The sequence below is a fragment of the Pantoea sp. UBA6567 genome (genome assembly GCF_002434165.1).
GTDB classification, from domain to species: domain Bacteria; phylum Pseudomonadota; class Gammaproteobacteria; order Enterobacterales; family Enterobacteriaceae; genus Pantoea; species Pantoea eucrina.
Window position 1 is genome coordinate 13708 of record NZ_DJJN01000004.1, and the last position, 23023, is coordinate 36730.

23 protein-coding genes and 1 pseudogene are annotated in these 23023 nt (G+C 57.4%); 11 read left to right on the plus strand and 13 right to left on the minus strand.

Annotation, left to right across the window (positions count from 1 at the left end):
• Positions 1-27 precede the first annotated feature (27 nt).
• Positions 28-270: pseudogene (locus B4M48_RS03475) on the minus strand (isochorismatase family protein); the annotation flags it as partial.
• A 114-nt stretch (positions 271-384) separates the two neighbouring features.
• On the opposite strand from B4M48_RS03475, the gene B4M48_RS03480 reads away from it, so the two are divergent.
• On the plus strand, positions 385-1020 hold the full coding sequence (locus B4M48_RS03480; protein ID WP_104085782.1) for a DUF2268 domain-containing protein: 636 nt from the start codon (positions 385-387) through the stop codon (positions 1018-1020).
• 119 nt (positions 1021-1139) lie between these two features.
• Here the strand turns inward: B4M48_RS03480 and B4M48_RS03485 are convergent, their stop codons facing one another.
• Positions 1140-1523: a VOC family protein gene (locus tag B4M48_RS03485; RefSeq protein ID WP_104085783.1), complete on the minus strand. Its 384-nt coding sequence runs from the start codon at positions 1521-1523 to the stop codon at positions 1140-1142.
• On the minus strand, positions 1520-2683 hold the full coding sequence (locus B4M48_RS03490; protein WP_288655949.1) for an MFS transporter: 1164 nt from the start codon (positions 2681-2683) through the stop codon (positions 1520-1522). Before B4M48_RS03490 ends, B4M48_RS03485 begins: the two co-directional genes overlap by 4 nt.
• A 131-nt stretch (positions 2684-2814) precedes the next feature.
• Between B4M48_RS03490 and B4M48_RS03495 the strand changes: the two genes are divergently transcribed.
• The 3 genes from B4M48_RS03495 (at position 2815) to B4M48_RS03505 (ending at position 5407) form a co-directional block, all read left to right on the plus strand.
• Positions 2815-3585, plus strand: coding sequence for a DeoR/GlpR family DNA-binding transcription regulator (locus B4M48_RS03495; protein WP_288655952.1), 771 nt, complete (start codon positions 2815-2817; stop codon positions 3583-3585).
• A 154-nt stretch (positions 3586-3739) separates the two neighbouring features.
• On the plus strand, positions 3740-4420 hold the full coding sequence (locus B4M48_RS03500) for a hypothetical protein (protein WP_250341399.1): 681 nt from the start codon (positions 3740-3742) through the stop codon (positions 4418-4420).
• Between the two features lie 27 nt (positions 4421-4447).
• Positions 4448-5407, plus strand: a complete 960-nt coding sequence (locus B4M48_RS03505; protein WP_040113689.1) for a sensor domain-containing diguanylate cyclase — start codon at positions 4448-4450, stop codon at positions 5405-5407.
• 24 nt (positions 5408-5431) lie between these two features.
• Here B4M48_RS03505 and B4M48_RS03510 read toward each other — a convergent pair whose 3' ends face one another.
• On the minus strand, positions 5432-5695 hold the full coding sequence (locus tag B4M48_RS03510; protein ID WP_040113687.1) for a DUF2798 domain-containing protein: 264 nt from the start codon (positions 5693-5695) through the stop codon (positions 5432-5434).
• A gap of 123 nt (positions 5696-5818) precedes the next feature.
• Between B4M48_RS03510 and B4M48_RS03515 the strand changes: the two genes are divergently transcribed.
• Positions 5819-6754 (plus strand): LysR family transcriptional regulator, encoded by a 936-nt coding sequence (locus B4M48_RS03515; RefSeq protein WP_052246552.1) that lies wholly within the window; start codon positions 5819-5821, stop codon positions 6752-6754.
• On the opposite strand, the gene B4M48_RS03520 is transcribed toward B4M48_RS03515, so the two are convergent.
• Positions 6751-7926, minus strand: coding sequence for an MFS transporter (locus B4M48_RS03520; protein ID WP_288655956.1), 1176 nt, complete (start codon positions 7924-7926; stop codon positions 6751-6753). The two genes, B4M48_RS03515 and B4M48_RS03520, sit on opposite strands and share 4 nt — an antisense overlap.
• A 131-nt stretch (positions 7927-8057) precedes the next feature.
• On the opposite strand from B4M48_RS03520, the gene B4M48_RS03525 reads away from it, so the two are divergent.
• From B4M48_RS03525 to ahr, 3 genes are all read left to right on the plus strand, one after another.
• Entirely contained in the window at positions 8058-8936 is an 879-nt protein-coding gene (locus B4M48_RS03525) for a LysR family transcriptional regulator (protein WP_071668431.1), read from the plus strand.
• A gap of 76 nt (positions 8937-9012) precedes the next feature.
• Complete coding sequence (locus B4M48_RS03530; RefSeq protein WP_071668413.1) at positions 9013-9399, plus strand: cupin domain-containing protein; 387 nt, start codon at positions 9013-9015, stop codon at positions 9397-9399.
• 186 nt (positions 9400-9585) lie between these two features.
• Positions 9586-10602: an NADPH-dependent aldehyde reductase Ahr gene (gene ahr, locus B4M48_RS03535; RefSeq protein WP_040113682.1), complete on the plus strand. Its 1017-nt coding sequence runs from the start codon at positions 9586-9588 to the stop codon at positions 10600-10602.
• A gap of 39 nt (positions 10603-10641) precedes the next feature.
• Here ahr and B4M48_RS03540 read toward each other — a convergent pair whose 3' ends face one another.
• Positions 10642-12372 carry a DUF2534 family protein gene (locus B4M48_RS03540; protein WP_250341402.1) on the minus strand — a complete coding sequence of 577 codons (1731 nt, stop codon included), beginning with the start codon at positions 12370-12372 and terminating at the stop codon, positions 10642-10644.
• A gap of 74 nt (positions 12373-12446) precedes the next feature.
• Positions 12447-12845 (minus strand): DUF2946 domain-containing protein, encoded by a 399-nt coding sequence (locus tag B4M48_RS03545; protein WP_040113679.1) that lies wholly within the window; start codon positions 12843-12845, stop codon positions 12447-12449.
• 186 nt (positions 12846-13031) lie between these two features.
• On the opposite strand from B4M48_RS03545, the gene B4M48_RS03550 reads away from it, so the two are divergent.
• Complete coding sequence (locus B4M48_RS03550) at positions 13032-13973, plus strand: D-2-hydroxyacid dehydrogenase (RefSeq protein WP_040113677.1); 942 nt, start codon at positions 13032-13034, stop codon at positions 13971-13973.
• Between the two features lie 3 nt (positions 13974-13976).
• On the opposite strand, the gene glsB is transcribed toward B4M48_RS03550, so the two are convergent.
• A complete protein-coding gene (gene glsB, locus B4M48_RS03555; protein ID WP_040113675.1) occupies positions 13977-14900 on the minus strand; it encodes a glutaminase B in 924 nt (307 codons plus the stop codon).
• A 266-nt stretch (positions 14901-15166) separates the two neighbouring features.
• Here glsB and clcA point away from each other — a divergent pair, with 266 nt between their 5' ends.
• On the plus strand, positions 15167-16567 hold the full coding sequence (gene clcA / locus B4M48_RS03560) for a H(+)/Cl(-) exchange transporter ClcA (RefSeq protein WP_250341404.1): 1401 nt from the start codon (positions 15167-15169) through the stop codon (positions 16565-16567).
• Positions 16568-16680: 113 nt separating this feature from the next.
• Positions 16681-17214, plus strand: coding sequence for a sterol desaturase family protein (locus B4M48_RS03565; RefSeq protein WP_040113672.1), 534 nt, complete (start codon positions 16681-16683; stop codon positions 17212-17214).
• Here B4M48_RS03565 and crtB read toward each other — a convergent pair.
• From crtB to B4M48_RS03590, 5 genes are read right to left on the minus strand one after another with little or no spacing between them, the layout of a single operon-like run.
• Complete coding sequence (crtB, locus tag B4M48_RS03570; RefSeq protein ID WP_071668407.1) at positions 17153-18082, minus strand: 15-cis-phytoene synthase CrtB; 930 nt, start codon at positions 18080-18082, stop codon at positions 17153-17155. The two genes, B4M48_RS03565 and crtB, sit on opposite strands and share 62 nt — an antisense overlap.
• Positions 18079-19560, minus strand: a complete 1482-nt coding sequence (locus B4M48_RS03575; RefSeq protein ID WP_288655961.1) for a phytoene desaturase — start codon at positions 19558-19560, stop codon at positions 18079-18081. The genes crtB and B4M48_RS03575 overlap by 4 nt, the downstream gene beginning before the upstream one ends.
• Entirely contained in the window at positions 19557-20729 is a 1173-nt protein-coding gene (gene crtY, locus B4M48_RS03580; protein ID WP_250341405.1) for a lycopene beta-cyclase CrtY, read from the minus strand. The genes B4M48_RS03575 and crtY overlap by 4 nt, the downstream gene beginning before the upstream one ends.
• Complete coding sequence (locus B4M48_RS03585) at positions 20729-22006, minus strand: glycosyltransferase (RefSeq protein ID WP_288655965.1); 1278 nt, start codon at positions 22004-22006, stop codon at positions 20729-20731. Before B4M48_RS03585 ends, crtY begins: the two co-directional genes overlap by 1 nt.
• Before the next feature lie 12 nt (positions 22007-22018).
• Positions 22019-22924 carry a polyprenyl synthetase family protein gene (locus B4M48_RS03590; RefSeq protein WP_071668403.1) on the minus strand — a complete coding sequence of 302 codons (906 nt, stop codon included), beginning with the start codon at positions 22922-22924 and terminating at the stop codon, positions 22019-22021.
• Between the last annotated feature and the right edge of the window lie 99 nt (positions 22925-23023).

The following is a 23023-nucleotide window of genomic DNA, read 5'->3' on the forward strand; positions in this document are numbered from 1 at the left end:
CGCCCTGCGGGCGGCTGCGGTTGATACTCATTTCCCGATAACGTTCCAGTCAGCCGCAGTGGATAGCGTAACAAACGGGCCAGCCAGCGTGACATTATGAAGGCTGACGATCTCTTTAGCTGACAGGCAGCAGTTATCCATTGTTGTATGCGCATCTGAAATCAGCACTGTCCTGAATCCGCGTTCCGCTGCACGGCAGGTCGTGTCCACACAAAATTCTGTTTTCATCCCGGCGATAACCAGCTCCTTAATACCCCGCTGGCTGAGCTGATTACAACCGATATATTCGTTGACCATTACCGGACTTTTCCTGTTATATCCGTGACGTTCAGTATATGTTTGCTGGCAGGCGGATATATACTCTCGTTTTTGGATGGTGCTGACATGCCTCACATAACCCTGCATATTCTGAATGCCCAACAAAAACTGACCGCTCACCGTGAATGGCTTCAGGCCAGCCTGACCGCTACCTATCAAAAAGCTCAGCGGCTGATGCCGGTTCCTTCGCTGGATGTGGTGGTTAAAGCCGGAAAGTTTGTGATCCCTGAAAAAGGGCACACGGGTTTTTGTCCTGAGCCAGGCGTTATCTATTTAACGGTCGACCCTGAAAACCCGGCATTCTGTAAAAATGAAGCGCACTCGCTTGAGCGAATGTTTGCTCATGAACTGCACCATGCGGCCAGGTGGGCAGGGCCCGGATACGGCTCAACGTTAGGGGAAGCTATCGTTTCTGAAGGACTTGCCGGGCACTTTTCTCTTGAGCTTCTAGGCGGTAAACCTGAACTCTGGGAAAGCCTCAACTCAGATATTATTCAATCCTTCGCCCGGCAACTGCATGACAGCTGGCATCGCACCGATTACGATCACAATGCCTGGTTTTACGGAACCGGCGATTTGCCAAAGTGGCTGGGATACACCGCAGGCTTTGAGCTGATTTCCCGGTATCTGGCAGCCTCTCCGCATCTGAAAGCTTCAGCGCTGGCAGATATTAGCGCTGAGGATTTCAGGATGTTCATTTAAAAATATTCGTGTCCTGTTTATTCAGAACGTCCGTTTTGCAGGCAAAAACGGACGTTCTGATTTTGACAATCAAAACAATAATGCAGCTGAGTTATAAGCAGGTTATTGCTCACAAAAATTCAACCCATAATTTCAATAAGATTGCTATCGGGATCCTTGATGATAGCTTCATAATAACCATCACCTGTGAGGCGAGCCGGACTCACTAAAATTCCATCTTCGGATGCTTTAATAACCATTTCATCAACCCGGTGGCGGGAGCCAACGTCGATAGCAACATGCGCCCAGCCGGTAAGCTCTGCACCGTGTTGTCCCTCTGCCATACCCTTCAGGTGCATTAGCTCAATAGTAGGTCCTTCACTTAAGCTGATAAAATAAGAGGAAAAACCGGGCCGGTTTTTGCTGATATATAACTCATTAGGGGTTCCGCCAAAATAGTCTCGCCAGAATATTTTTTGCGCTTCAATATTTCCCGTCCATAAAGCTAAATGTGAAATTTTCATTTGTTCGCTCCTGGGGAATTCTTCCGGCTAAGGTTAAGTGTGAATGATATTGCACTAACAAACAGCATTAAAGCTGTAATCACTGAGAAAGCCAGCGCAAGAGAACTAAAATGAGCGACAAAACCGATAATAGCAGGACCACTTAATACGCCCATATAACCCATCGTCGTTATTGCCGGAACAGCTACGGATTGAGGCATTACACTCTGCTGACCCACGGCCGAAAACATCACCGGGACAATATTTGCACACCCTGCTCCGATTAGAACATAGCCAAATAGCGACAGGTGCCATGATGGTATGAACGTAATCAGTGCCAGCCCAATAGCCGCAGTCAGCGATCCGCCCATAACGACAGCTAATTGACCAAGATATTTTACCACCCGATCCCCTGTGAGCCGGGTCGCTGTCATGGCAATAGCAAAGCAGGTATATCCAAGCCCACCCAATGATTCAGGCATGTCTCTTACCTGCGTCAGATAAATTGCGCTCCAGTCAAGAACAGTGCCTTCAGTCAGGAACACTAATAAACAGACCATTCCCAGCGTCAGAACAACACCGTGAGGTGCAGCAAAAGCCGGCCCTTCTTTAGGATTAGCAAAAGTCAGCAAACCCGGATAGCTCAGTAAAGCTAAAACAATCACAATGAGTACGATGAAGAGGGTAGCAGTAACAACATTAAGATCCGCAGACAGAAGCAAGGTCATCAAACCTGCACCAGCAATACCGCCAAAACTGTACATGCCGTGAAAACCGGACATCAGCGGAGCAGGCGCCTCTTTTTCCACCAGGATCGCCTGAATATTCATGGCGCAGTCTGTCACGCCAAGGCCTGTGCCAAAAAACAGCAGCACAACGCCCAGAAGCAACGGGTTATTAATCACAGCCAGCAGAGGTGTGCTGACAATAACTAATGCGATAGCCGCCATAATAACGCTGCGACAACCAAAGCGGCTGGTCAGTAAGCCTGTTACTGGCATAGCAATTAAAGCACCCAATCCAAGACACAGCAGCAAAGATCCCAGCGTCGCTTCATTTACACCAGTATTAATACGTGCATAGGGCACCAGAACAGCCCATGTCGCTGTAATAAACCCGGCAATGAAAAAAGTTAGCCGGGTAGCCCGGCTGGAAGAGATTCGGTATAACTTTTGATTCATTATGTTCCTCATTGTGAAATCTGATGATGTCATATACATGGCATGCTGCCGACAGAACATACATTGACAATGTATAGCGTCTGCACGATCATGCTCGATGTGGCTCTTTTTGTGAATTTAAGAGGTGATAATTGCTCGATTATGCAGCTTTCCCCGATCGGCGACAAGACTTTATCAGACACATATTGCGCGATAATGGAAGAGTCGTGTGTGCTGAACTTGCCCAGGAAATCGGGGTTTCAGAGCATACTATCCGGCGGGATCTTCATGAATTAAGTAAAGAAGGGGTTTGCAGAAAGGTTTATGGAGGAGCCGTGCTGCTGCTGCCTGATGCAGGAAGCTTCTCCCTGCGAAAAGAGCAACACCTGTCAAGAAAAGACATGATCGCGCAGAAATGTGCAAGTCTGATTGTTGAGGGCAACTGTATTTTTATTGATGCAGGAAGTACTAATCTGGCAATAACTAAGTTTATACCTATAGAGTTAGCCATAACGATAGTTACGAATGCACCTGATGTCGCAGCAGCGCTATTAAAGCACCCTAATGCAGAAGTCATTATGCTGGGCGGGCGTGTTCAAAAAGTAAGCGGCGGTTGTGCAGGAAATACGGCAATAGCGCAATTGAAAAACATCATGTTCGATCAGGCCTTTATCGGCGGGTGTGCAATGAGCGCGGAAGCCGGACTGACTGGTTTTGAGTATGAAGATTGCGAATTTAAAAAAGCAGCAATAGCCCGGAGTGAGCAGATTATCGTCGGACTGACAGCAGAAAAGATACCAGGCGTGGCACGATTTTTAGTTGCCGGCTGTGAGGAGATAGACATTTTGGTTATTGAGGGGGAAAGCGCTGAAGCGACCGGTATAAACCTCCTGTCTGAACACATGAAAATTTTATCTGTCTGATTTCAATATATTTATTCTGCGTGCTATAGAAAGCGGCAAAAGTGACATCTGAGTATGCAAAGTAAGCAATCCGCCAGGCCCAGGTCATTAGTCGTTGTTTCTGAAAAATATATGACCACAAGCCGATGCTTAAATTAATGCCTGAAGGGTTGCTATGAACGCAATAAGTTTGCAAAACAGATATCACGCTGTGAATAACAATACTGCGGCGTTGTGGGCGGAAAATGCAGGTATCGGGAAGGTCAGAGAGGAAAACTACTACGATCCGACCCGGCTCGCGCTGGCAACGGGCATACGGCCCTCCGTGACCGCAGATATTTCACGCCTTATTGCGAAGTTAACTCAGCTCACCGCAGGTGACCGGCTTGCCGATACGTTGCCCGCCTGCGGTTTGCATTTTACTTTCTTACCCCTGACTCTGCCGCTCTATCACGCAGATGAGCCACTGCCAGCGAAAGTGGATCAGTTAATGGCAATCTGGCGTGAATTTGCAGCGGAAAAAGTTGTGATTACGCATCTGCGGCTGGTAGCGTTACCCGATCAGCTTTTGCTGGCGGGGATCCCGGCACATCCTGCGCTGGCGCTGCGCGAGCAGTTCTGTGCAAAGGTGCTCGATTCTCAGTGGAAAAATGAAATCCTGATGCGCCATGCCGGCAGAGCGTTGCCGGCTCCCTTCTGGCACAGCACGCTGCTGCGCTACGGGGCGGCGTTTTTACCTGAACCTGTGCGCGCGTTTTTCTTTAAGCATCAGGCCGCCACGTTCGGTGATGTAGCCGGGGAACTGACGCTGGTGAAAACTAACTATAACTGGACAGAGTGCTATCCCTTAAAATAGTCCAGGGCGAAAAGAGAAGAGGTTGCTATGAAATTGCCGGGAATGCCGGAAAATGAAGCTGCGCGGCTGAAGTCGCTCCACAAACTTGGCCTGCTGGATACGCAGGACGATGAGCGCTTTGAACGACTGACCCGCATTTCCCGCCGGCTGTTTCAGGTACCGATAGCGCTAATCAACCTTATCGATCGCGATCGTCAGTGGGCGCTGGCGTGTCAGGGGATCAACGGCCGCGAGATGAAACGCGACATCTCTCTGTGCGCGCATGCCATTATGCTGGATGAGCCTTTAATCATCACAGACGCGCGCGAAGATGCGCGGTTTTATGACAATCCGCTGGTGACCGGCACGCCGTTTATCCGTTTTTATGTGGGGTATCCGGTGCGGCTGCCCGACGGTGCCGTTGCCGGTACTCTGTGTCTGGCTAACAGCGAACCGCGCCGTTTTACCGACGACGACATTGCCGCAATGAAAGACGTGGCGGCGATTGTCGAAGATGAATTTCAGGTCACGCACATCGCAATGGTGGACAGCCTGACGGATATTCCCAACCGGCGCGGGTTTTATGCGATGGGAGAAAAGCGGTTTCAGCAACTGCAGCAGCAGGATCGCGACTTTGCCATCCTCTATTTTGACCTCGACAAATTCAAGCCTATCAATGACCTGTGGGGCCATGCAGAAGGCGACAACGTGCTGAAGATCTTCGCCGCGCTGCTCTATCAGCAGCTCGGACCGGATGACATTGCAGGCCGTCTCGGCGGCGATGAGTTTGCTGTATTGCTGGCCCGGCAAAGCGATGCTAAAGCCTACCTGTGCCGGCTGCGCGAGGCGCTGTCAGTATGGAATCAGCAGGCGGCTAAGCCCTACAACATTAATTACTCGTTTGGCATGATCGCCAGTGAGGCAGGCAAATATGCCTCGCTCGCGGAAATGATCGGCGAGAGCGACAGCGTGATGTATGCCGAAAAGCGTCGCAAAAAGCCGCGCTAAGCACGCGGCCAGCTGTGCAGGAGATTAGTGGCCGTGAACGGTTAGCGCCACCAGCCGGATAACCACCGGACGTACAAGCAGAATGCAGACAAAGGCAGCAGGCATCGCCACCTGATAAGCATTCATCACATTTGTCATATAATGCGGGCCTGGACCAGACTCTGCCAGCGTAATAACCAGGCTCATCAGAAACGCCATAATGGTCGCCATGTACAGAGAAAATATATAAGGGGTAACCCGATGTGGCAGCCGTAAGCGCACGCCAGCTGACGCAATTGCTTTAATCATAAGATCTCTCCTGACCGGTAAGTTAAGAAACAGCGGCTACCTTACGGGCCAGTGCCGGACAAAAAAAGCACAGCTGTGCTTTAATCATTGCTAAGCAACATTTACGAAAAGAGCGGGCCGCTGATGGATATGCTGGGGTTGATCGACAATTTTGTTCGCGTAGTGGAAAACGGCACTATTGCCGCTGCTGCCCGCTCCAGAGGAATGAGTGCTGCAGCCGTAAGCCAGAGCCTGGCCCGGCTCGAAACGCACCTCGGCGTGCGTCTGCTTTCACGCACCACCCGCAGTATGGTCCTGACGGAAAGCGGTCAGCGTTATTACGCCAAAGTCCGCCATATACCGTATGATATTGCGCTTGCTGCGCAGGCTGCCGCTGTGGAAACCGGACCGCAGGGTCCGCTGCGCATTGCCACCACCGCGGCGTTTGGCCGCTACGTGGTTGCCCCTCTTATGCCGGCTTTTAATGAAATGTTCCCCGGAATTGACATAGAACTGATCGCTACCGATCGTGATGTCGATCACCGGCTGGAAAATATCGACGTCAGCCTGCGCATTGAGGCGCAGCTGAACGATCGGCTGGTGGCGCGAAAAATCGCATCCCTGCCGTTTATTTTCTGTGCGGCACCCGCTTATCTCTCCCGTGCAGGTACCCCGCAACGCATTGACGAGCTGAGCGAGCACGCCTGTCTGGTGTTTCGTTATCCCACAGATGGCCGGTTTCTTCCCTGGAGCTTCAGCGCAGACGGGGAGGTCGTTACCGCCCGGCTGAATCCCCGTTTTATCAGTGACGATATCGATATTATTGCCAGAATTGCCGTCAGCGGTGGCGGAATTGCACGGCTGGCAAGCTTTATCGCCCGGCCGCTGATCGCCAGCGGCCAGCTAATCCCGCTGTTTACTGACGACAAACAGGCGATTCAGTCGCTGCCGATGATCATTTACGCCTGCGTCAGTGAGCGTTCCGCCCTGAGCGCAAAAGTCAGGGCGTTTATTGATTACATTGCGGCAGCGGTTGCCACAGATGAAAAGATGTCATCGGCGCCGGTCCGGGGTGATTAACGCGGAGTGCGCAGCCGCAGTATGAACAGGCTGCTGACGAGCATCACTGCTGCTGCCATCAGCACCATCTTCTGCAGGCCGATAAGCCCAGCCAGATGTCCTCCTGCCAGCGCACCGCTGCCGATGGCGGCATTAAATATCGCGACATAGAGCGCAGAAGCGGGCTGCGCGGCCGTACCGGCACTGCGCAGCAGCCAGGTCTGCAGCCCGACGAATATTACTGCGATCCCGGCGCTCCAGAGTGCCAGCAGCAGCGCGGTCAGGCCGTGCGGCAATGCGGCGATGCTGAGTGCGCCCAGCGCCAGCGCGCTCAGCAGCAGCGCTGAAAGAATCAGGCCCCTGAGATGCCGATCGATCAACTTCCCGGCAATCATATTGCCCGCTACGCCGGCGATGCCGGCCATCAGCAGCAGGGCGGAAACCGCAGCAGGGGCAATACCCTGCTTTAACGTCAGCAGCGGATCGATATAGGTAAACGCGGCAAAGTGCGCGGTGATGACGGCTGCCGTTGCGCCAAACAGCGTCAACAGCGTGCGATGACGAAAAATAGCCAGATAGTCATTCAGTTTTAAGGGGGCAGGAGGCGTCAGAGCCGGAAGCGTGCGCCAGAGAACCACGGCGGCGGCCAGTGCAAGCAGCGCAATGGCACCGAACGCGCTGCGCCAGCCGGCAGCAGCAGCCATAAAGCTGGCAAGCGGTACGCCCAGTACGCTGGCGGCTGAGACGCCGCCAAATATCACTGATGTCGCCAGTCCCAGCCTGCTGGCCGGCACCAGCCGGGCGGCAACGGTGCCAATCAGCGCCCAGAATACGCCATGGGCCAGCGCACCGGTAATGCGGGCGGTCATTAGCACGGGCAGAGCGTAAGCGCGCATCGCCATCAGACAGGAGCCCGCCAGAATCACCATTAATCCAACCAGCAGCGCCTTGCGCGGAGTGCGTGCTGGCAGCATGCCGGAGCAGAGTGCAGCCAGCGCAGCGACCCAGCCATAAGCGGTAACAATCAGTCCGGTGGTGGCAGCAGGCTGGTGCAGATCGTTTGCCAGGGCGTTCAGCATCCCTACCGGCGCCAGCTCGCTGGTGACAATAGTAAAAGCGCTGAGGCCGAGCGCGGCAATAGCAATCCAGTTACGCGCTGGCACAGCGTGCGTAGCGATAACAGTGTCATTCATGGTGCAGTCTCCTTATGTTCAGATTCCGGAATTCTTAACCGGTTTAACTTCCCGGGGATGCGCAGTATCATCTGATCGAAATCGGGAAAACAGTGCGGAGAATGGAAGGCTATTTTCCATAAATGGAAACTATGAAGAGTGAATTTTACTGGGATGACATCAGGATCTTTCTGGCAATCGCCCGCGCCGGAACGCTGAGCGGCGCGGCGAGTGCGCTGGAAACCGGCATCGCGACCGTCTCCAGAAAGCTGGACCGGCTGGAGCAGTCGCTGGGACTGCCGCTGTTCAGCCGGCATCAGAGCGGATACCGGCTAACGGATGATGGCGAAGCGCTGCTGGAGCGGGCGGAGGCGCTGGAAGAGGCGGGGCGGGCGGTGACAGAAAAAGCGCAGCTGCAGGGAGCGGTGGCCGGACTGGTACGGCTGGCAACGTCGGATAATCTGGCCACCCATTTTATTCTGCCTTCACTGCCGTCTCTGCTGCAGACGCATCCGGCGCTTCGGCTGGAGGTGCTGAGCGGGGTGCAGTCAGTCAATCTGCACCGCAGAGAGGCCGATCTGGCGATTCGTCTGGTTCGCCCTGAGGCGGGCAACCTGACCATCAGACGGCTGGGAACCCTGGGATTCGGTCTGTATATGGCGCCGTCATTACTGCACGCTTCAGCACCTTTTACCCTCAATGAAGCGCCCTGTATCGGCTGGTCTGAATCACACCAGCATCTGCCTGCCGCCCGCTGGATCAAGCGCGTGCTGCGCGGCAGGCCCTGCCGGCTGGAAGCCAACACGCTGACCGCGCAGGTTGCGGCGGTGACGGCCGGACTGGGCGTTGGCGTGTTGCCGCACTTTATGGCCAGAGCCAGCGGTTTGCATTGCCTGCAGCGCGACAGTAGTGCCGATCAGCCGCTGTGGCTGGTAATGCACGCCGATCTGGCAACGTCGGGTCGCGTACGCGCGGTGGCCGATCATCTTATCGGACTCTTCAGCGAATGCCGGGAGCAGCTTGAACGCTGAGCAAAATCCAGCGCGCGCGTCGGTAAGCGCAGCAATGTTCTACACTCCGGTAACGCGCAAAGTAACAGGAGAAAAGATGACGAACTCAAAAAACAGTGAAATCGTGCATGAACTGGTGTCAGAGAGCGGCACCGCATGGAACGGTCAGGCTTACGACTGCTATCCGTCAGGCAAGCCACAGATTTCCGTTATGCGCATGTCGCTGCCGCCCCACAGTGAACTGCCGTGGCATACGCATCCCATGCCCAACACGGCTTACGTGCTGTCGGGCCAGCTGATTATTGAAGATAAAGAGAGCGGCCGGCGCCAGCATTTTAATGCCGGTGAAGCGCTGAATGAGACGGTTAACAGTGCGCATCGCGGCTATACCGCTGAGCAGGCAACCGAGCTGATTATTTTTTATGCCGGGGCAGAGGGGCAGTCGCTCTCTGAGCCGCTGCCGGGTGAAGAGCCGGAGTTTTAGCGTTGAGCCGGGTGGAGAGTGACCGGAGGCGCAACAGCGCCGATCTGCACCCGGTTCGCTTTAACCCTTAATGCTTTTTGCGCCCCGCAGCGTTTTTGATCGGGCTGGTTGCCTGGTTGCTCGCCTAAATCATCACGGCGCCTCTGCTAAACTTGCCGGGTCGTAACTAAAAAACAGAGGACTGGAATGAAAATCAAAAGCTATGCCGCGATGAAAGCGGGCGAAGCACTGGTGCCGCACGAATATGAAGCTGGTCCGCTGAACGCGGAAGAGGTGATGGTCGAAGTGGACTACTGCGGTGTCTGCCACTCCGATCTCTCTATGATCGACAATGAGTGGGGCATCTCCTCTTTCCCGGTCATTGCCGGGCATGAAGTTATCGGCCGCATCAGCGAGCTGGGAGCCGCAGCGCAAAACAAAGGGCTGAAAGTGGGCCAGCGCGTGGGCATCGGCTGGACGGCGAAAAGTTGTCAGCACTGCGATGCCTGTATTAACGGCGAGCAGGTAAACTGCGAAAAAGGCTCTGTCCCGACCATTATGAACAAAGGCGGCTTCGCCAGCCACCTGCGTGCGGACTGGCAGTGGGTGATCCCGCTACCGGAATCAATTGATATCACGTCAGCCGGCCCGCTGCTCTGCGGTGGTATTACCGTATTCAAACCGCTGCTGATGCACAACATCAACGTTAACAGCCGCGTCGGCGTCATCGGAATTGGCGGTCTGGGCCATATGGCCATCAAACTGCTGCGTGCCATGGGTGCAGAGGTGACCGCGTTTAGTTCAAACGCCAGCAAAACTGAATCTGTTAAAGCGATGGGCGCCGATCGCGTGGTCAACAGCCGCGATCCAAAAGCGCTGAAGGCGCTGGCGGGTCAGTTTGACCTGATTATCAGTACGGTTGCGGTCGATCTCGACTGGCAGCCCTATTTCCAGGCGCTGGCCCCGCACGGTAAGTTCCATACCGTTGGTGCAGTAATGAAGCCGTTCCCGGTTCCGGCATTTACCCTGATCATGGGCGATCGCGCGGTAACCGGCTCCTCTACCGGCTCGCCGGGCCAGCTGCGTACGCTGATGCGCCTCGCCGCTCGTACTGATATCGCGCCGCAGGTAGAAGAGTTCCCGATGTCAAAAATCAACGATGCGCTGGAGCATGTGCGCGCCGGTAAAGCGAACTACCGCGTTGTGCTGAAAGCTGATTTCTGATGCAGAGATGAAAAGAGGTGGCTCAGCCACCTCTTTTTTTTACCCTTTGTTTGCTGAATCGTCCTGCTCGCCGAGAAAGAAGTACCAGAGCGGAATCGACATCAGTCCGGTAAATACCAGCGTGTAGAGCGTAATCATAAAGCCCTGCGTCAGATACATGGTCAGCGACCAGTGGCTGAACGGAATACCATACTGATCGATCACGCCACCGATAATCGCATTACTCATCACCGTACCGACAATCAGCGCCAGAATGAACAGGCCGCGCAGAAAATAGCGCATCTCTTTACGTTTGACCGTAAAGCGGGCGCGAATAATGCCCAGCGGCGACTGCTGTGCAGCGAGGATCTCCGCTTCAGTCATTGGCGTACGCTGCTGTCTGCGCCAGCGCAGATAATCGATGGCTAAAAACAGCAGCAGGCTGACACCCATGACCGGCAGCGCATACCCCAGCGCTACGGCCAGCAGCAGGGAGAGCAGGCGCGCCGTGAGCGGCAGCGCCAGCCAGCTTGCCGTTAGCGTCTCAAACGGGCTGGTAGCAGCCGAAGCGGGGCGGCGCAGCCACCACATGCGGTAGCCCAGCACAATCATGGTGCAGAGGCCGAGACCAAAGAGAGCCAGCAGCAGCTGATTGGGCAGACCAAACAGCACACCCATATGAGCATCCACGCCCCAGCGGGTCAGTTTTGCCACCAGCGGAAAGCGGGCAAATTCAGCGCGATCCACGATCGCGAAACTGTGCGGATCCACCGACACCGCATCCACCTGCGTGGGCCAGCGGCGATCGATTTCCGTGACGGTCCAGGCGCTGCCGCTGTTTTTCGGCTGGCGCAGCTCCACTTTCGCTGCATCAATCCCGTTCGCGCGCGCGGCATTCAGCGCCTGGTCCCAGTCAGCATCAGGCATATTGGCGGGCGCCGGTTTCATCATGGGCATGCCGGGTTTGCGCATCGCCGCCATATCGGTCACTGACATACTGTGATGATCGGCGTGCGGATCGGCGGGGGCGACCGGTGCATCCGGATCGAGTACCGTTCTGACCTGCGGCGTCAGCCAGTTCAGCTCACTGCGCATTTTATCGATGTTCGCGCCTGCCCACTGTGACCAGGTGAGGCCGGTCGCAGAGAAGAACAGCAGCCCGAGCAGCAGCAGCAGTCCCAGGGTGGCGTGCCAGTGGCGGCTGAAAGCCAACCCGCTGCGTGCCGGTTTAAGCCGGCGCTTCGGCCGGGTCGCCAGCCACAACACCACGCCACCCAGCGCGGCTACCCAGAGCCAGCTTGCCGCCAGCTCGCTGTAGTTGCGTCCGGCATCGCCCAGCAGCAGGCTGCTGTGCAGCAAATCGAGCGTGGTGCGCAGCGGCAGTATGCCGCTGGTTCCGTAGACCGGCATATCTCCCTTTATCTGCAGGGTATAGGGATCGATAAACAGCGCGCGCGAGGTCGAGGCGCCCAGCGCCGGATCGCTGAACTGCACGCGGGTGGTCTCCTCTGCACCCGGTGCCGGTCGCACCGCGTAAATATGCGCATCTGCGCCAGCCCTGGCACGTGCCGCGCCGATCTGAGCCGACAGCGGCTGCGGTTCACCAGCGGGCGTTACCGTCAGCGCATCGTGATAGACCAGCTGTTCGAGCTGAGGCGTGAGCACATAGAGCGTGCCGCTCAGCGCAGCAATAAAGATAAACGGCGCAACGAACAGGCCGATATAAAAATGCAGGCGGCGAAGCAGATTGAGCACCGCGCCGCGCGGTGCTGCAGAATTAACAGCAGACAAAAGCGTCTTCCTTCTGAAAGTAAACAACCGGGGCGACAGGCAGCACGCTGCGCCCGCGCCACGTTAAAGCGGATTCAGTTAAGAAGCGGGGAAGGCGGTCCGCGCGGACGGGGTATGGCCACCCGCCTGCGCACTACGGGTGCCGCGCGCCGCGGCAGCGGTGGCGCACGGGAGTGAAGCAGCATCAGCCAGATAAAGGGAATAAACACCCAAATCATCAGCGGCACATGCACCAGCAGATCGCAGTAGCCGCAGGCAAGTTCGCCGTCGTCCGCGTCATGATGCATCATGCCCGGCATGGCGTGCTCCATCATCTGATGATGATCCATCTCCATCATGGCCGGGGCAGGCTGCGAAACGCGCTGCTGCTCAATCAGGCTTTTCGACACCACCGGCGCAACAAACAGCAGCAGCACCGCCAGAATGGCGAGGCAGGCAGTAAGGCGCTGGCGAAGTGCAGGTAAAACCGTCATAGCAGATAGCAGGTCACGTCAGAGAAGAGGCGGAATTGTAACGCGATTGCCGCTGCCGCGTTAAACAAACGCCGCCGGAGAGGGAAATAATTCGCATTTTTTGAAAAAGCTCACCCCGGACGCCGTTTTTGTTAACCTTAATGCAACCTGATGAGAACAGTGCAGAAACAATAAAGCGGAGCGAAGATGAAAATAGTGATGCTGGATGGTGATACGCTGCCCGAACGGCCGGCGCAGCCAGAATGGTGCAGTGCATGGGTCTGGCGCGGACAGACCGCACCCGCGGAGATTGTGTCTGCCCTGCAGGGGGCGACGATAGCCATGACAAATAAAGTCCCGCTGCGCGCCGACACGCTGCGGCAGCTGCCTGAACTGCGCTATATCTGCGTCACGGCTACCGGCTATGACTGTATCGACCTTGACGCCTGCCGGGCGCAGGGCATTGTGGTCAGCAATGTACCCGGCTACTCCACCCGCAGCGTGGCGGAGGGGGTAATCGCTGCGCTGTTCGCGCTGCGGCGACATCTGATGGATTACGCCATCAGCAGCCGCGACGCGTGGCCCGCCTCGCCGCACTTTTGTATCCATCGCGAGCCGCTGCAGGATATTCAGGGTGCGGTACTGGGCGTGGTCGGCAAAGGCGATATTGGCAGCGCAGCGGGTGAGATGGCGCAGGCGCTGGGTATGACGGTGCTCTATGCTGAACGGCCGGGGGCGGCAGCCGTCCGCGCCGGCTATACCGCCTTTGATGAGGTGCTGGCGCGCAGCGACGTACTGACGCTGCACTGCCCGCTGACGCCGCAGACGCAGCAGATGATCAACCGGCAGACGCTGGCCGCGATGAAACCGGGAGCGTTACTGATCAACACCGCGCGCGGCGGACTGATTGAAGAGGAGGATCTGGCGGCCGCGCTGCGTCAGGGAACCCTCGGCGGCGCGGCGCTGGACGTGCTGAGCAGTGAGCCGCCACCCGCTACGCATCCGCTGCTGCAACCCGGCGTGCCCCGGCTGCTGCTGACGCCGCATATCGCCTGGGCAACCCGGCAGGGCGTGGCGAATCTGCTGCGCGGTATTGAAGCCAACCTGGAGGCGTTTGCGCAGGATAAACCGCGTAATCAGGTGAGCTAAGGGTCAGAATACCGAGCGGCCCAGGCGGTCGCTCAGCTTCTCCAGCAGCGCGGTGCCGGCCAGTGAATTGCCTGAGCGATCCAGCGCCGGAGACCAGACGGCAATGCTCATCTCCCCCGGGATCACCGCAATAATGCCGCCGCCCACGCCGGATTTGGCCGGCATGCCCACCCGCCAGGCAAATTCGCCGGCGCCATCATACATGCCGCTGGTCATCATCAGCGCATTCACCTGACGCGCCTGACGCGGCGAGATCACCGCCCGGCGATTATCCTGTGTGCGTCCCTGGTTGGCCAGATAGAGAAATGTACGCGCCAGTTCGTTGCAGCTCATGGCCAGCGAACAGTAGTGAAAATAGGTCTCCATCACCTTGCTGACATCGTTATTAAAATTGCCAAACGATTTCATCAGCCAGGCAATGGCAGCGTTCCGGGCAGAGTGCTCATACTCAGAGCGCGCGACGCCGCGGTCATACAGAATATCCTCCTGCTGCGCCAGGCCACGGACAAATTCCAGCATGCGCTGGCGCGGAGCCGTCAGGCGGCTCTCCAGCAAATCGCACATCACCAGCGCGCCGGCGTTAATAAAGGGGTTACGCGGTTTGCCCTGTTCCAGCTCCAGCTGGACCAGCGAATTAAACGCCTGTCCGGATGGCTCTTTACCCACGCGCTGCCAGATTTCAGCGTCTTCATACAGCGTCAGGGCCACCGTCAGCGACAGCACCTTAGAGATGGATTGCACTGAAAAGCGCGTAGCGGCATCACCCGCCTGATAGCACTCACCTGACGGGGTACAGATTGCGATCCCCAGCTGGTCAGGCTCCACGTCCGCCAGCGCCGGAATATAATCCGCCACCTTTCCCTGCTGCGTCAGCGGCCGGACCTCGCTGGTAATCTCTTCAAGCAATGCGTTACTGAGTTCTGACACATCCCGCTCCGATAGTAATGAATCTGGCCACAAGGGCGATGGCCAGGATGATGGTGATTTGCAGGCGCCGCGTCAATCCGCCAGCCGCAATTCTGTGACACATTCTGTCGCGCGCGGTGACAGCGCGGTTGCGGACTGTATATGAATTAACCGCAGCGTAAAATTCTGTTGCGAATGACCAGGTTACGGGCTGCCCGCTTTTGACTATGCTGGAACGGTGCAGGGCGCCGGGACGCTGCACATGGATTTCTGATTAGGAGAAACTGATGCCTGTTACACCTTCTGACGCTGAAGAGACTATGCGTCGCCCTGGCCGGTTTATGCGGCTGCAAACGCTGCTGCGCCGGGACACCACGCCGGTAAGGCTTTTGCTGCTGGCGGCGCTGGTCGGCACCCTGACCGGCCTGGTGGGTGTGGCATTTAACCGGGCGGTCAACCTGATGCTGCAGCTGCGTATCGATACGCTCAGTGCACAGCATAGCGGTTTCGTGACCGGAGCGATCTCTGCCTTTGCCGCCTCTGCCATCATGGGCGGCGTGGGCTATTTTCTGGTGCGCCGCTTTGCGCCTGAGGCGGGTGGCTCGGGCATTCCGGAAATTGAAGGTGCGCTGGAAGAGCTGCGCCCGGTACGCTGGTGGCGCGTATTGCCGGTAAAATTTTTTGGCGGCATGGGCGCACTCGGTTCCGGGATGGTGCTGGGTCGGGAAGGACCGACGGTGCAGCTGGGCGGGAATATCGGCGGCATGTGCAGCGATCTGTTTCGCCTGCGCAGCGCTGAATCGCGCCACACGCTGCTCGCAACCGGTGCGGCAGCCGGTCTTGCAGCGGCCTTCAACGCACCGCTGGCGGGGATTTTATTTATTATTGAAGAGATGCGTCCGCAGTTTCGCTACAGTCTGGTTTCAATCAAAGCGGTATTTGTTGGCGTCATCATGGCCAGCATCGTCTACCGGCTCTGCGAGGGCAATAGCGCTATCATCGATATCGGCCAGCTCAGAGATGCGCCCACTGATACATTATGGCTCTATCTGCTGCTGGGGGTGGTGTTTGGCGCTGTCGGCGTCGCGTTTAACCGGCTGATCTTCACCATGCAGGATCGCTTTCAGCGTCTGCATCGCGGGCGCACCACGGCGTGGGTGCTGTGGGGCAGCGTGCTGGCCGGACTTTGCGGTGTACTGAGTATGCTGCTGCCGCAGGCGGCCGGTGGCGGGATAACGCTGATCCCGGCATTCTCTGGCGGCGAATATAGCGCGCTGATGCTGTTTGGTCTTTTTATGCTGCGCACGCTGGTGACGCTCTGCTGCTTTGCCTCCGGCGCACCGGGCGGCATTTTTGCGCCCATGCTGACGCTGGGTACGCTGCTGGGCACCTGTTTTGGCCAGATCGCTATAGCCTGGTTTCCGGCGTGGCATCTGGAAGCGGGCACCTTTGCGGTTGCCGGTATGGGCGCGCTGTTTGCCGCGTCGGTCCGCGCGCCGCTGACGGGGATTGTGCTGGTGCTGGAGATGACCAGCAATTATCAGCTGATCCTGCCGATGATCATTACCTGTCTGGGCGCTACGCTGGCGGCACAGTTTTTTGGCGGCAAGCCGCTCTATTCATCACTGCTGGCGCGCACGCTGGCGAAAACCCCGCTGAAAGAACCGCTGTCGCGCGATGCCAGCTGACCCGGCTGTGGCAGAGATAAGCGTGACCCTCGCGCTTATTTCACCTATGCTGACTTGCGGCATCCCGTATCGCAGTCCACCTTTACTCTTTGACCTTTTAAAATGGACGCACCATGCTCTGGTTATGGAACACGCTTATTTTGCTGGCAACCGTTGCACTGATGGAAGCAGTGGCGGCGCTCTCGCACAAATATATTATGCACGGCTGGGGATGGGGCTGGCATCTCTCTCATCATGAACCGCATACCAGCAGGTTTGAACTCAACGACCTTTACGCCGTTGTGTTTGCCGTGCTCTCAGTCGGGCTGATTTACTATGGCGTGCAGGGCATGTGGCCACTGCAGTGGATCGGCGCCGGGATGACCACCTACGGCGCGCTCTATTTTATGGTGCATGACGGGCTGGTGCATCAGCGCTGGCCGTTTCGCTACATTCCGCGCAAAGGCTATCTGAAGCGTTTATATATGGCGCATCGGATGCATCATGCGGTGCGCGGGCGTGAAGGTTGCGTCTCGTTTGGTTTTCTCTACGCACCGCCGCTGCATAAGCTGCAGGCTACGCTACGTGAACGTCACGGTCGCAAACCTAACGCGGCCGCTGCCACAGATCGGCAGGACGCGGCTGCGGACGCGCCACGCGAGAAGTAAGCGCAATCCCCGCGCCTTTGAGCAGCAGCGCCAGCTTTTCCCCTTTGCTGGTGCGCTGCCGCGCATCCCAGGCCCGCATACCCGCATCCTGCACTTTTACCCCGATTTCGCGATACACCCCGTGGGCCGTCGCGATAGCCCACGCCGAGCGCAACGGCAGATCGGGCAGCCCGCTGCGGGCCGAATGGTAGTAAGGCTCCGCCGCTGCTACCAGGCGTGCAGCCAGCGGCGCTATCGCCGCACGATAGTGCGGATCGGCCAGCTGACTGGCACGTAACCCGGCTTCCGTCAGCCAGCTTTGCGGCAGATAGCAGCGCCCGTTTTGCGCATCTTCAACAATATCGCGTGCAATATTTGTCAGCTGAAACGCCAGGCCGAGATCGCAGGCGTGATCGAGTACGTTCTCATCGCGTACGCCCATTACGCGCGCCATCATCAGACCCACGACGCCCGCTACGTGATAGCAGTAACGCAGTGTGTCATCAAAGGTGATGTAGCGCTCTTCGCGCGCGTCCATAGCGAACCCCTCCAGATGATCAAACGCCAGCTGGGGCGGAAGTTCATGCGTCAGCGCCACTTCCTGAAACGCACGAAAGGCGAGTTCATCCATATGCGCGCCGCTGTATGCGCGGCGGGTCTCAATCTGCAGATGCTGCATGCGCGTTTGCGCGTCTGCCACCTGATGTTGCGTGCCACCTTCACCCAGCGTCTGGCCGTCAATCACATCATCACAGTGACGACACCAGGCATAGAGCATCAGCGTGCTGCGGCGCGTAGCCGGATCAAAAAGCTTTGCTGCGGTAGCGAAGCTTTTCGAGCCCGCCGCCATGGTCTGCGTGACCTGCTCAATCAGGGGAGGCTGATTCATCCGGCAAGATCCTCTACCATCAGCTGCGCGGTAGCTTTAGCTGAGCCGATGACACCCGGAACGCCAGCGCCGGGATGCGTGCCCGCACCAACCAGGTAGAGATTGCTGATATCGGCGTCGCGGTTATGCGGCCGGAACCAGGCGCTTTGGGTAAGGATCGGCTCCAGCGAAAACGCTGAGCCCTGATGTGCGTGCAGCGTGTCGCGGAAATCTTCCGGCGTAAACATACGCTGTGTCACTATCTGATCGCACAGGCCTGGCATGTAGTGCTCCTCAAGATAAGCAAAAATACGGTCGCGGAAGCGCGGCCCTTCCTGCTGCCAGTCGATTGCGGCAGTGCCAAGGTGCGGAACCGGCGCCAGCACATAAAAACTGCCGCAGCCTGCCGGTGCCAGCGACGGATCGGTGGTGCAGGGTGCATGCAGGTAGAGCGAGAAATCGTCCGCCAGCTGGTTGCTGTTAAATATTTCATTAATCAGCTCGCGGTAACGCGGGCCGAAGCAGACCGTATGGTGCGCCAGCTGAGCGTGCGGCTGGTTCAGGCCAAAATAGAGTACAAACAGCGAATTACTCATTCGCTTCCGCTTCAGCGTGGCGGCGCGCTTACGGGCGACCGCATGGTGCTGCAGCAGCCGGTCATAGGTATGTACGACATCAGCATTGGAGGCTACGGCACTGGCGTCAAAGCGACGTCCATCTTTTAGCTGCACGCCGCTGATGCGATTACCCTGCGTTTCCAGCTGGCTCACTTCGGCATTAAGCAGCAGCTCGCCGCCGAGGTCGCGAAACAGCCGCGCCATGCCATCGACCAGCGCGCCGGTACCGCCTCGCGGAAACCAGACGCCCCATTCGCGTTCCAGCGCATGAATCAAAGTGTAGATAGAGGATGTTGCAAACGGATTACCGCCCACCAGTAAAGAGTGGAACGAAAAGGCCTGGCGCAGATGATCGTCCTGAATAAATTTTGCCACCATATCGTATACGCTGCGCCACGCCTGCAGGCGGCCCAGCTGCGGGCCGGCGCGCAGCATATCGCGGAAATTCAGGAACGGCACCGTGCCGAGTTTGAGATACCCCTCTTTAAATACCGCCTGTGAATAGGCAAGAAACCGGCGATAGCCTTCAACATCCTGCGGATTAAACGCGGCGATCTGCTGCTCCAGCAGGGTCTGATTATTGTCATAATCAAGCACCTTGCCATCTTCCCAGCAGAGACGATAAAAGGGCGTGACCGGCATCAGCTCAACGTAGTCGCTGAGTTTTTTTCCGGCCAGCGTGAAAAGCGCTTCAATGGCGCTGGGATCGGTGATCACTGTCGGACCGGCATCAAAGGTAAAGCCCTCATCCTGCCATACGTAGGCGCGCCCGCCGGGTTTATCACGCTGCTCCAGTAGCGTGGTCGGAATACCCGCCGCCTGCAGACGAATAGCCAGAGCCAGGCCGCCAAAGCCCGCGCCAATCACATAAGTACGTTTCATTCTTTCTTCCCTGGTAGCGAAGGAGTCATCAACAGTGCGCGCAGCGCTTCTCCCACCGGCACCGGTGGTTTACCGCATAATATGCGTGCTTTATCCCTGAGAAAGAGCTCTCCGGCGTAAAAGCGACTGATAAGACCGGCATCAAGCCGGTAAAAACGTTGCATAACCTGCCAGCGTTTTTCCGGCCGTCCGGCAAGGAACAGCATACGATTGAGCAGGCGGAAAAAATGCTGCTCGCGCCACTGGCGGCGGGCAAACTGTTCAATACGCTGGCTGAGCATTTCTGCATTACAGGGCAGAGCAGCCGCGATCTCATCCGCCAGCGCAACGGCAGAGGGCAGCGAATAGCCCGTGGTCGCATGAAACAGTCCGGCGCGCAGCCCGCTGCAGGGCTGACCCTGCTGCTGCTGCCAGAAGCGTTCAATATCACCATCAAGCGTGATCGGCAGGGAACCCTGTTCTTCACGCAACAGGCGGCTTAGCTGCCAGCCCTGCTGCTCTGCATAGTGCATGATGTTTTGTCGTGCCTGTTCGCTATCGAGCGTGGCGTGATTGATATAGTGGGTATCTTCAATCAGCAGCCGTTCAGCGCTGAGCGGCAGGGTATAGACAAAGCGATAGCCGCTGTGCTGATCGACCGTGGCATCCATCAGTACCGGCTGCTGCAGGCCGTGCGGACGCGCCAGATGCCACTCCTGACCGACAAACGACTGATAACCAAGCCGCAGATGTGGCGTGGGCTGCAGGCCGCGTCCATCAATCACGGCGCGGGCGTGCAGCACGTCGCCGTTTTCCAGGGTTACGCTTTGCGGTGTTACGCTGCGCACGGGCGCTGCGGTGAGCAACCTGTCTCCCAGCGTTTCGCGCAGATGGCGGGCGAAGTCCTGTGAGGCGATGGAACAATACTCCCCGCGCAGATTACGCCGCAGCGCCGGAAAGCGGACCTGATAGCCTGGCCAGCGCGCGGATAGCAGCGGCTCCAGCCAGGTAAACTGTGCGTCACTGACATCGTCGCGGTGAAACGACCAGGTATGATTGCCTGCCGGCTGAGCGGCACTCTCCAGCAGCAGAATGTCAGGGGCCGGCTGCAGCTGCATCAGCCGCAGGGCGATCAGCCCGTTTGCCAGCCCGGCCCCCACCAGAATAAGGTCGGCATGCGTTTCTGACATCAGGTCGCCTCCGCCAGCACAATCTGTTGCCGGCACAGCGCCTGTTCAGCGATATCAGCCGCACGCTGACAGCCGCCGGCGCGCTGCAGCTGCGCCTGAATCGCGGACATGCGCAGACGGTAGTGAGAATCGGACAGCAGCATTTGCAAATGTGTCTCCAGCTGATGAGTGCGGCTGAAGCGTGAGGCGCGACGCCCCACGCCATGCCATTCGATACGCGATGCCACACCGGGCTGGTCAAACGCAATAGGCAGCGCCAGCATTGGAATGCCCTGCGCCAGCGCTTCCAGCGCGCTATTCAGTCCGGCGTGCGTAATAAACACCTGGGCATGCTGCAGGGCAGCGTGCTGGTCGAGAAAATCGGTTACCCAGGCCGCCCCGGCCAGCTCCAGCTTGCGTACCTGATGCGCGGTCAGCCCGCCGCAGTGGGCAACAACCAGTGATAATCCGAGATTGCAGCAGGCGCGCGCCAGGCGCAGAAACAGCCGAAAGCGGCGTCCCTGAAGCGTACCCAGCGAAGCGTAGACCACCGGCTGACGCAGCGCGGGCCACGGCGGCGGCAGATGAGTCGTGATACTCTGCTGACGCAGCGGCCCTACGGCGTGATAGCAGGCGGGAAGCTGATGGCGCGGAAAATCAAATGCCGGCACCAGCTGGCTGATTTGGGCCAGCGATGAGAGACAATCCTGCAGGCCTGAACGTGGCGATAAACCAAACGCGCGCGCATGGCAGGCGATAACGTGGCGATGACGACGCATGATGCGGTCATACATGCGGCTGCTGGCCGCAAAACGTTTCAGCGCCTTCTCATCCTGACCATAGCGAAACGACATCACCGCCAGCGGAATGCCCGCTTCGCGATTAACCGGCAGCGCGCAGGCAACGGAAATAAACGGCAGGCCCAGCGCCTCAGCCACCAGCCCGCCCGCTGCCTCCATCTGATCGGCAATCACGCCATCCACCTGCAGTTTTTTCAATACCGCCGGTAATTCACGACACAGCATATCGGTGGTTTCAGCCATATCATTGATTACACGAAACAGGGAAAGGCCGCCGGGCGCGGCCAGGCGTTGCAGAGCCGCCGCCAGAGAGCCGGCCGGATGAGTTTGTTCACCCACCGGGGTAAAGGCGATGCGCTCATCGGTCAGCAGCGTACGTGCGTCGGCCTGCTGGATAAAGGTAATATGATGCCCGCGGCTGATAAGGGTCTGTGCCAGTGACTGCAGCGCGTGAAAATGGCTATAGAGTGGCGGCGCAATAACGGCAAAATGCCCCATAGATGATCCGCGTTAGTTGAACATTGCCAGCTGCTGATTAAACAGGGCATGCATATATTGACGGGTTGCAACGCCGCGGTGACAGGCGCAGGCAAGATGTTCATCAGCGCTGCGCAGATGCTCACGCAAACGGCGCTCCGCACCGTCAGCACCCAGCATCTGAACCAGCGTCGATTTGCCCTGATCTTTATGAATATCTTTACCGGTATGTTTGCAGCCATCAGCAAGATCGTCCAGGAGCTGAAAAGCCTGGCCCAGATCCTGCGCAAAGTAGCTGAGTTTCTGACGCATTACCGGCGCAGCATCAGTCACAATCGCCGCCATCTGCAGCGCAGCGCGAAAAAGCACGCTGGTTTTCAGTTCGTTGGTTATGGCAATCGCTTCCGGGCTGCGGCTCTGTCCACCTTCATGCAGATCCTGAAACTGACCCTGAACCAGCCCCTGCAAACCTACCGCCGCAGAGAGTTCAGCAATGGCGTCTGTTTTGTGCTGGGAGGGCAAATCCGGCGCGAGCGCGATAACTTCATAAGCGCGGCTGAGCAGCGCGACTGCTGCCAGGATAGCCACGTTTTCGCCAAACTCGCGATGCACGGTGGGACGACCGCGTCGCATCAGCGCATCGTCCATGCAGGGAATATCATCCAGTATCAGCGAGGCCGCATGCACCATTTCAACCGCGCATGCGAGATCGAGAATGCCACGCTTTGTCAGGTCATAGCCCATGTCACGCGCCGCCAGTAACAGCAGCAGCGGACGTATGCGCTTACCGCTCGGCAGCGTGCCGGCACGCATAGCGGCCCGCACGCGATCGGAGGGCTGTCCGGCTGGCAGTAGCAGCTCAAGATTCTCCTGCAGAGCATGGCAAAGCTGGCGAAGATCGTTTTCCTGATTTGCTGCAATTTCGGCATGGGCGGTCATAGCGGCTATCCATGGTTAATAAACGTGGCGCTTTTTTTATTAACCGTAGACTGCGCAGGGGAAGAATGCCAGCGGTGATGACTCGTTAAGTCTCAGAAA

What these genes read in the sequence shown, in the direction of transcription:
- B4M48_RS03480 (WP_104085782.1), top strand. Translation starts at nt 385, where the DNA reads ATGCCTCACATAACCCTGCATATTCTGAATGCCCAACAAAAACTGACC.
- B4M48_RS03485 (WP_104085783.1), bottom strand. Translation starts at nt 1,523, where the DNA reads ATGAAAATTTCACATTTAGCTTTATGGACGGGAAATATTGAAGCGCAA.
- B4M48_RS03490 (WP_288655949.1), bottom strand. Translation starts at nt 2,683, where the DNA reads ATGAATCAAAAGTTATACCGAATCTCTTCCAGCCGGGCTACCCGGCTA.
- B4M48_RS03500 (WP_250341399.1), top strand. Translation starts at nt 3,740, where the DNA reads ATGAACGCAATAAGTTTGCAAAACAGATATCACGCTGTGAATAACAAT.
- B4M48_RS03505 (WP_040113689.1), top strand. Translation starts at nt 4,448, where the DNA reads ATGAAATTGCCGGGAATGCCGGAAAATGAAGCTGCGCGGCTGAAGTCG.
- B4M48_RS03510 (WP_040113687.1), bottom strand. Translation starts at nt 5,695, where the DNA reads ATGATTAAAGCAATTGCGTCAGCTGGCGTGCGCTTACGGCTGCCACAT.
- B4M48_RS03515 (WP_052246552.1), top strand. Translation starts at nt 5,819, where the DNA reads ATGGATATGCTGGGGTTGATCGACAATTTTGTTCGCGTAGTGGAAAAC.
- B4M48_RS03520 (WP_288655956.1), bottom strand. Translation starts at nt 7,926, where the DNA reads ATGAATGACACTGTTATCGCTACGCACGCTGTGCCAGCGCGTAACTGG.
- B4M48_RS03525 (WP_071668431.1), top strand. Translation starts at nt 8,058, where the DNA reads ATGAAGAGTGAATTTTACTGGGATGACATCAGGATCTTTCTGGCAATC.
- B4M48_RS03530 (WP_071668413.1), top strand. Translation starts at nt 9,013, where the DNA reads ATGACGAACTCAAAAAACAGTGAAATCGTGCATGAACTGGTGTCAGAG.
- ahr (WP_040113682.1), top strand. Translation starts at nt 9,586, where the DNA reads ATGAAAATCAAAAGCTATGCCGCGATGAAAGCGGGCGAAGCACTGGTG.
- B4M48_RS03545 (WP_040113679.1), bottom strand. Translation starts at nt 12,845, where the DNA reads ATGACGGTTTTACCTGCACTTCGCCAGCGCCTTACTGCCTGCCTCGCC.
- B4M48_RS03550 (WP_040113677.1), top strand. Translation starts at nt 13,032, where the DNA reads ATGAAAATAGTGATGCTGGATGGTGATACGCTGCCCGAACGGCCGGCG.
- clcA (WP_250341404.1), top strand. Translation starts at nt 15,167, where the DNA reads ATGCCTGTTACACCTTCTGACGCTGAAGAGACTATGCGTCGCCCTGGC.
- B4M48_RS03565 (WP_040113672.1), top strand. Translation starts at nt 16,681, where the DNA reads ATGCTCTGGTTATGGAACACGCTTATTTTGCTGGCAACCGTTGCACTG.
- crtB (WP_071668407.1), bottom strand. Translation starts at nt 18,082, where the DNA reads ATGAATCAGCCTCCCCTGATTGAGCAGGTCACGCAGACCATGGCGGCG.
- B4M48_RS03575 (WP_288655961.1), bottom strand. Translation starts at nt 19,560, where the DNA reads ATGAAACGTACTTATGTGATTGGCGCGGGCTTTGGCGGCCTGGCTCTG.
- crtY (WP_250341405.1), bottom strand. Translation starts at nt 20,729, where the DNA reads ATGTCAGAAACGCATGCCGACCTTATTCTGGTGGGGGCCGGGCTGGCA.
- B4M48_RS03585 (WP_288655965.1), bottom strand. Translation starts at nt 22,006, where the DNA reads ATGGGGCATTTTGCCGTTATTGCGCCGCCACTCTATAGCCATTTTCAC.
- B4M48_RS03590 (WP_071668403.1), bottom strand. Translation starts at nt 22,924, where the DNA reads ATGACCGCCCATGCCGAAATTGCAGCAAATCAGGAAAACGATCTTCGC.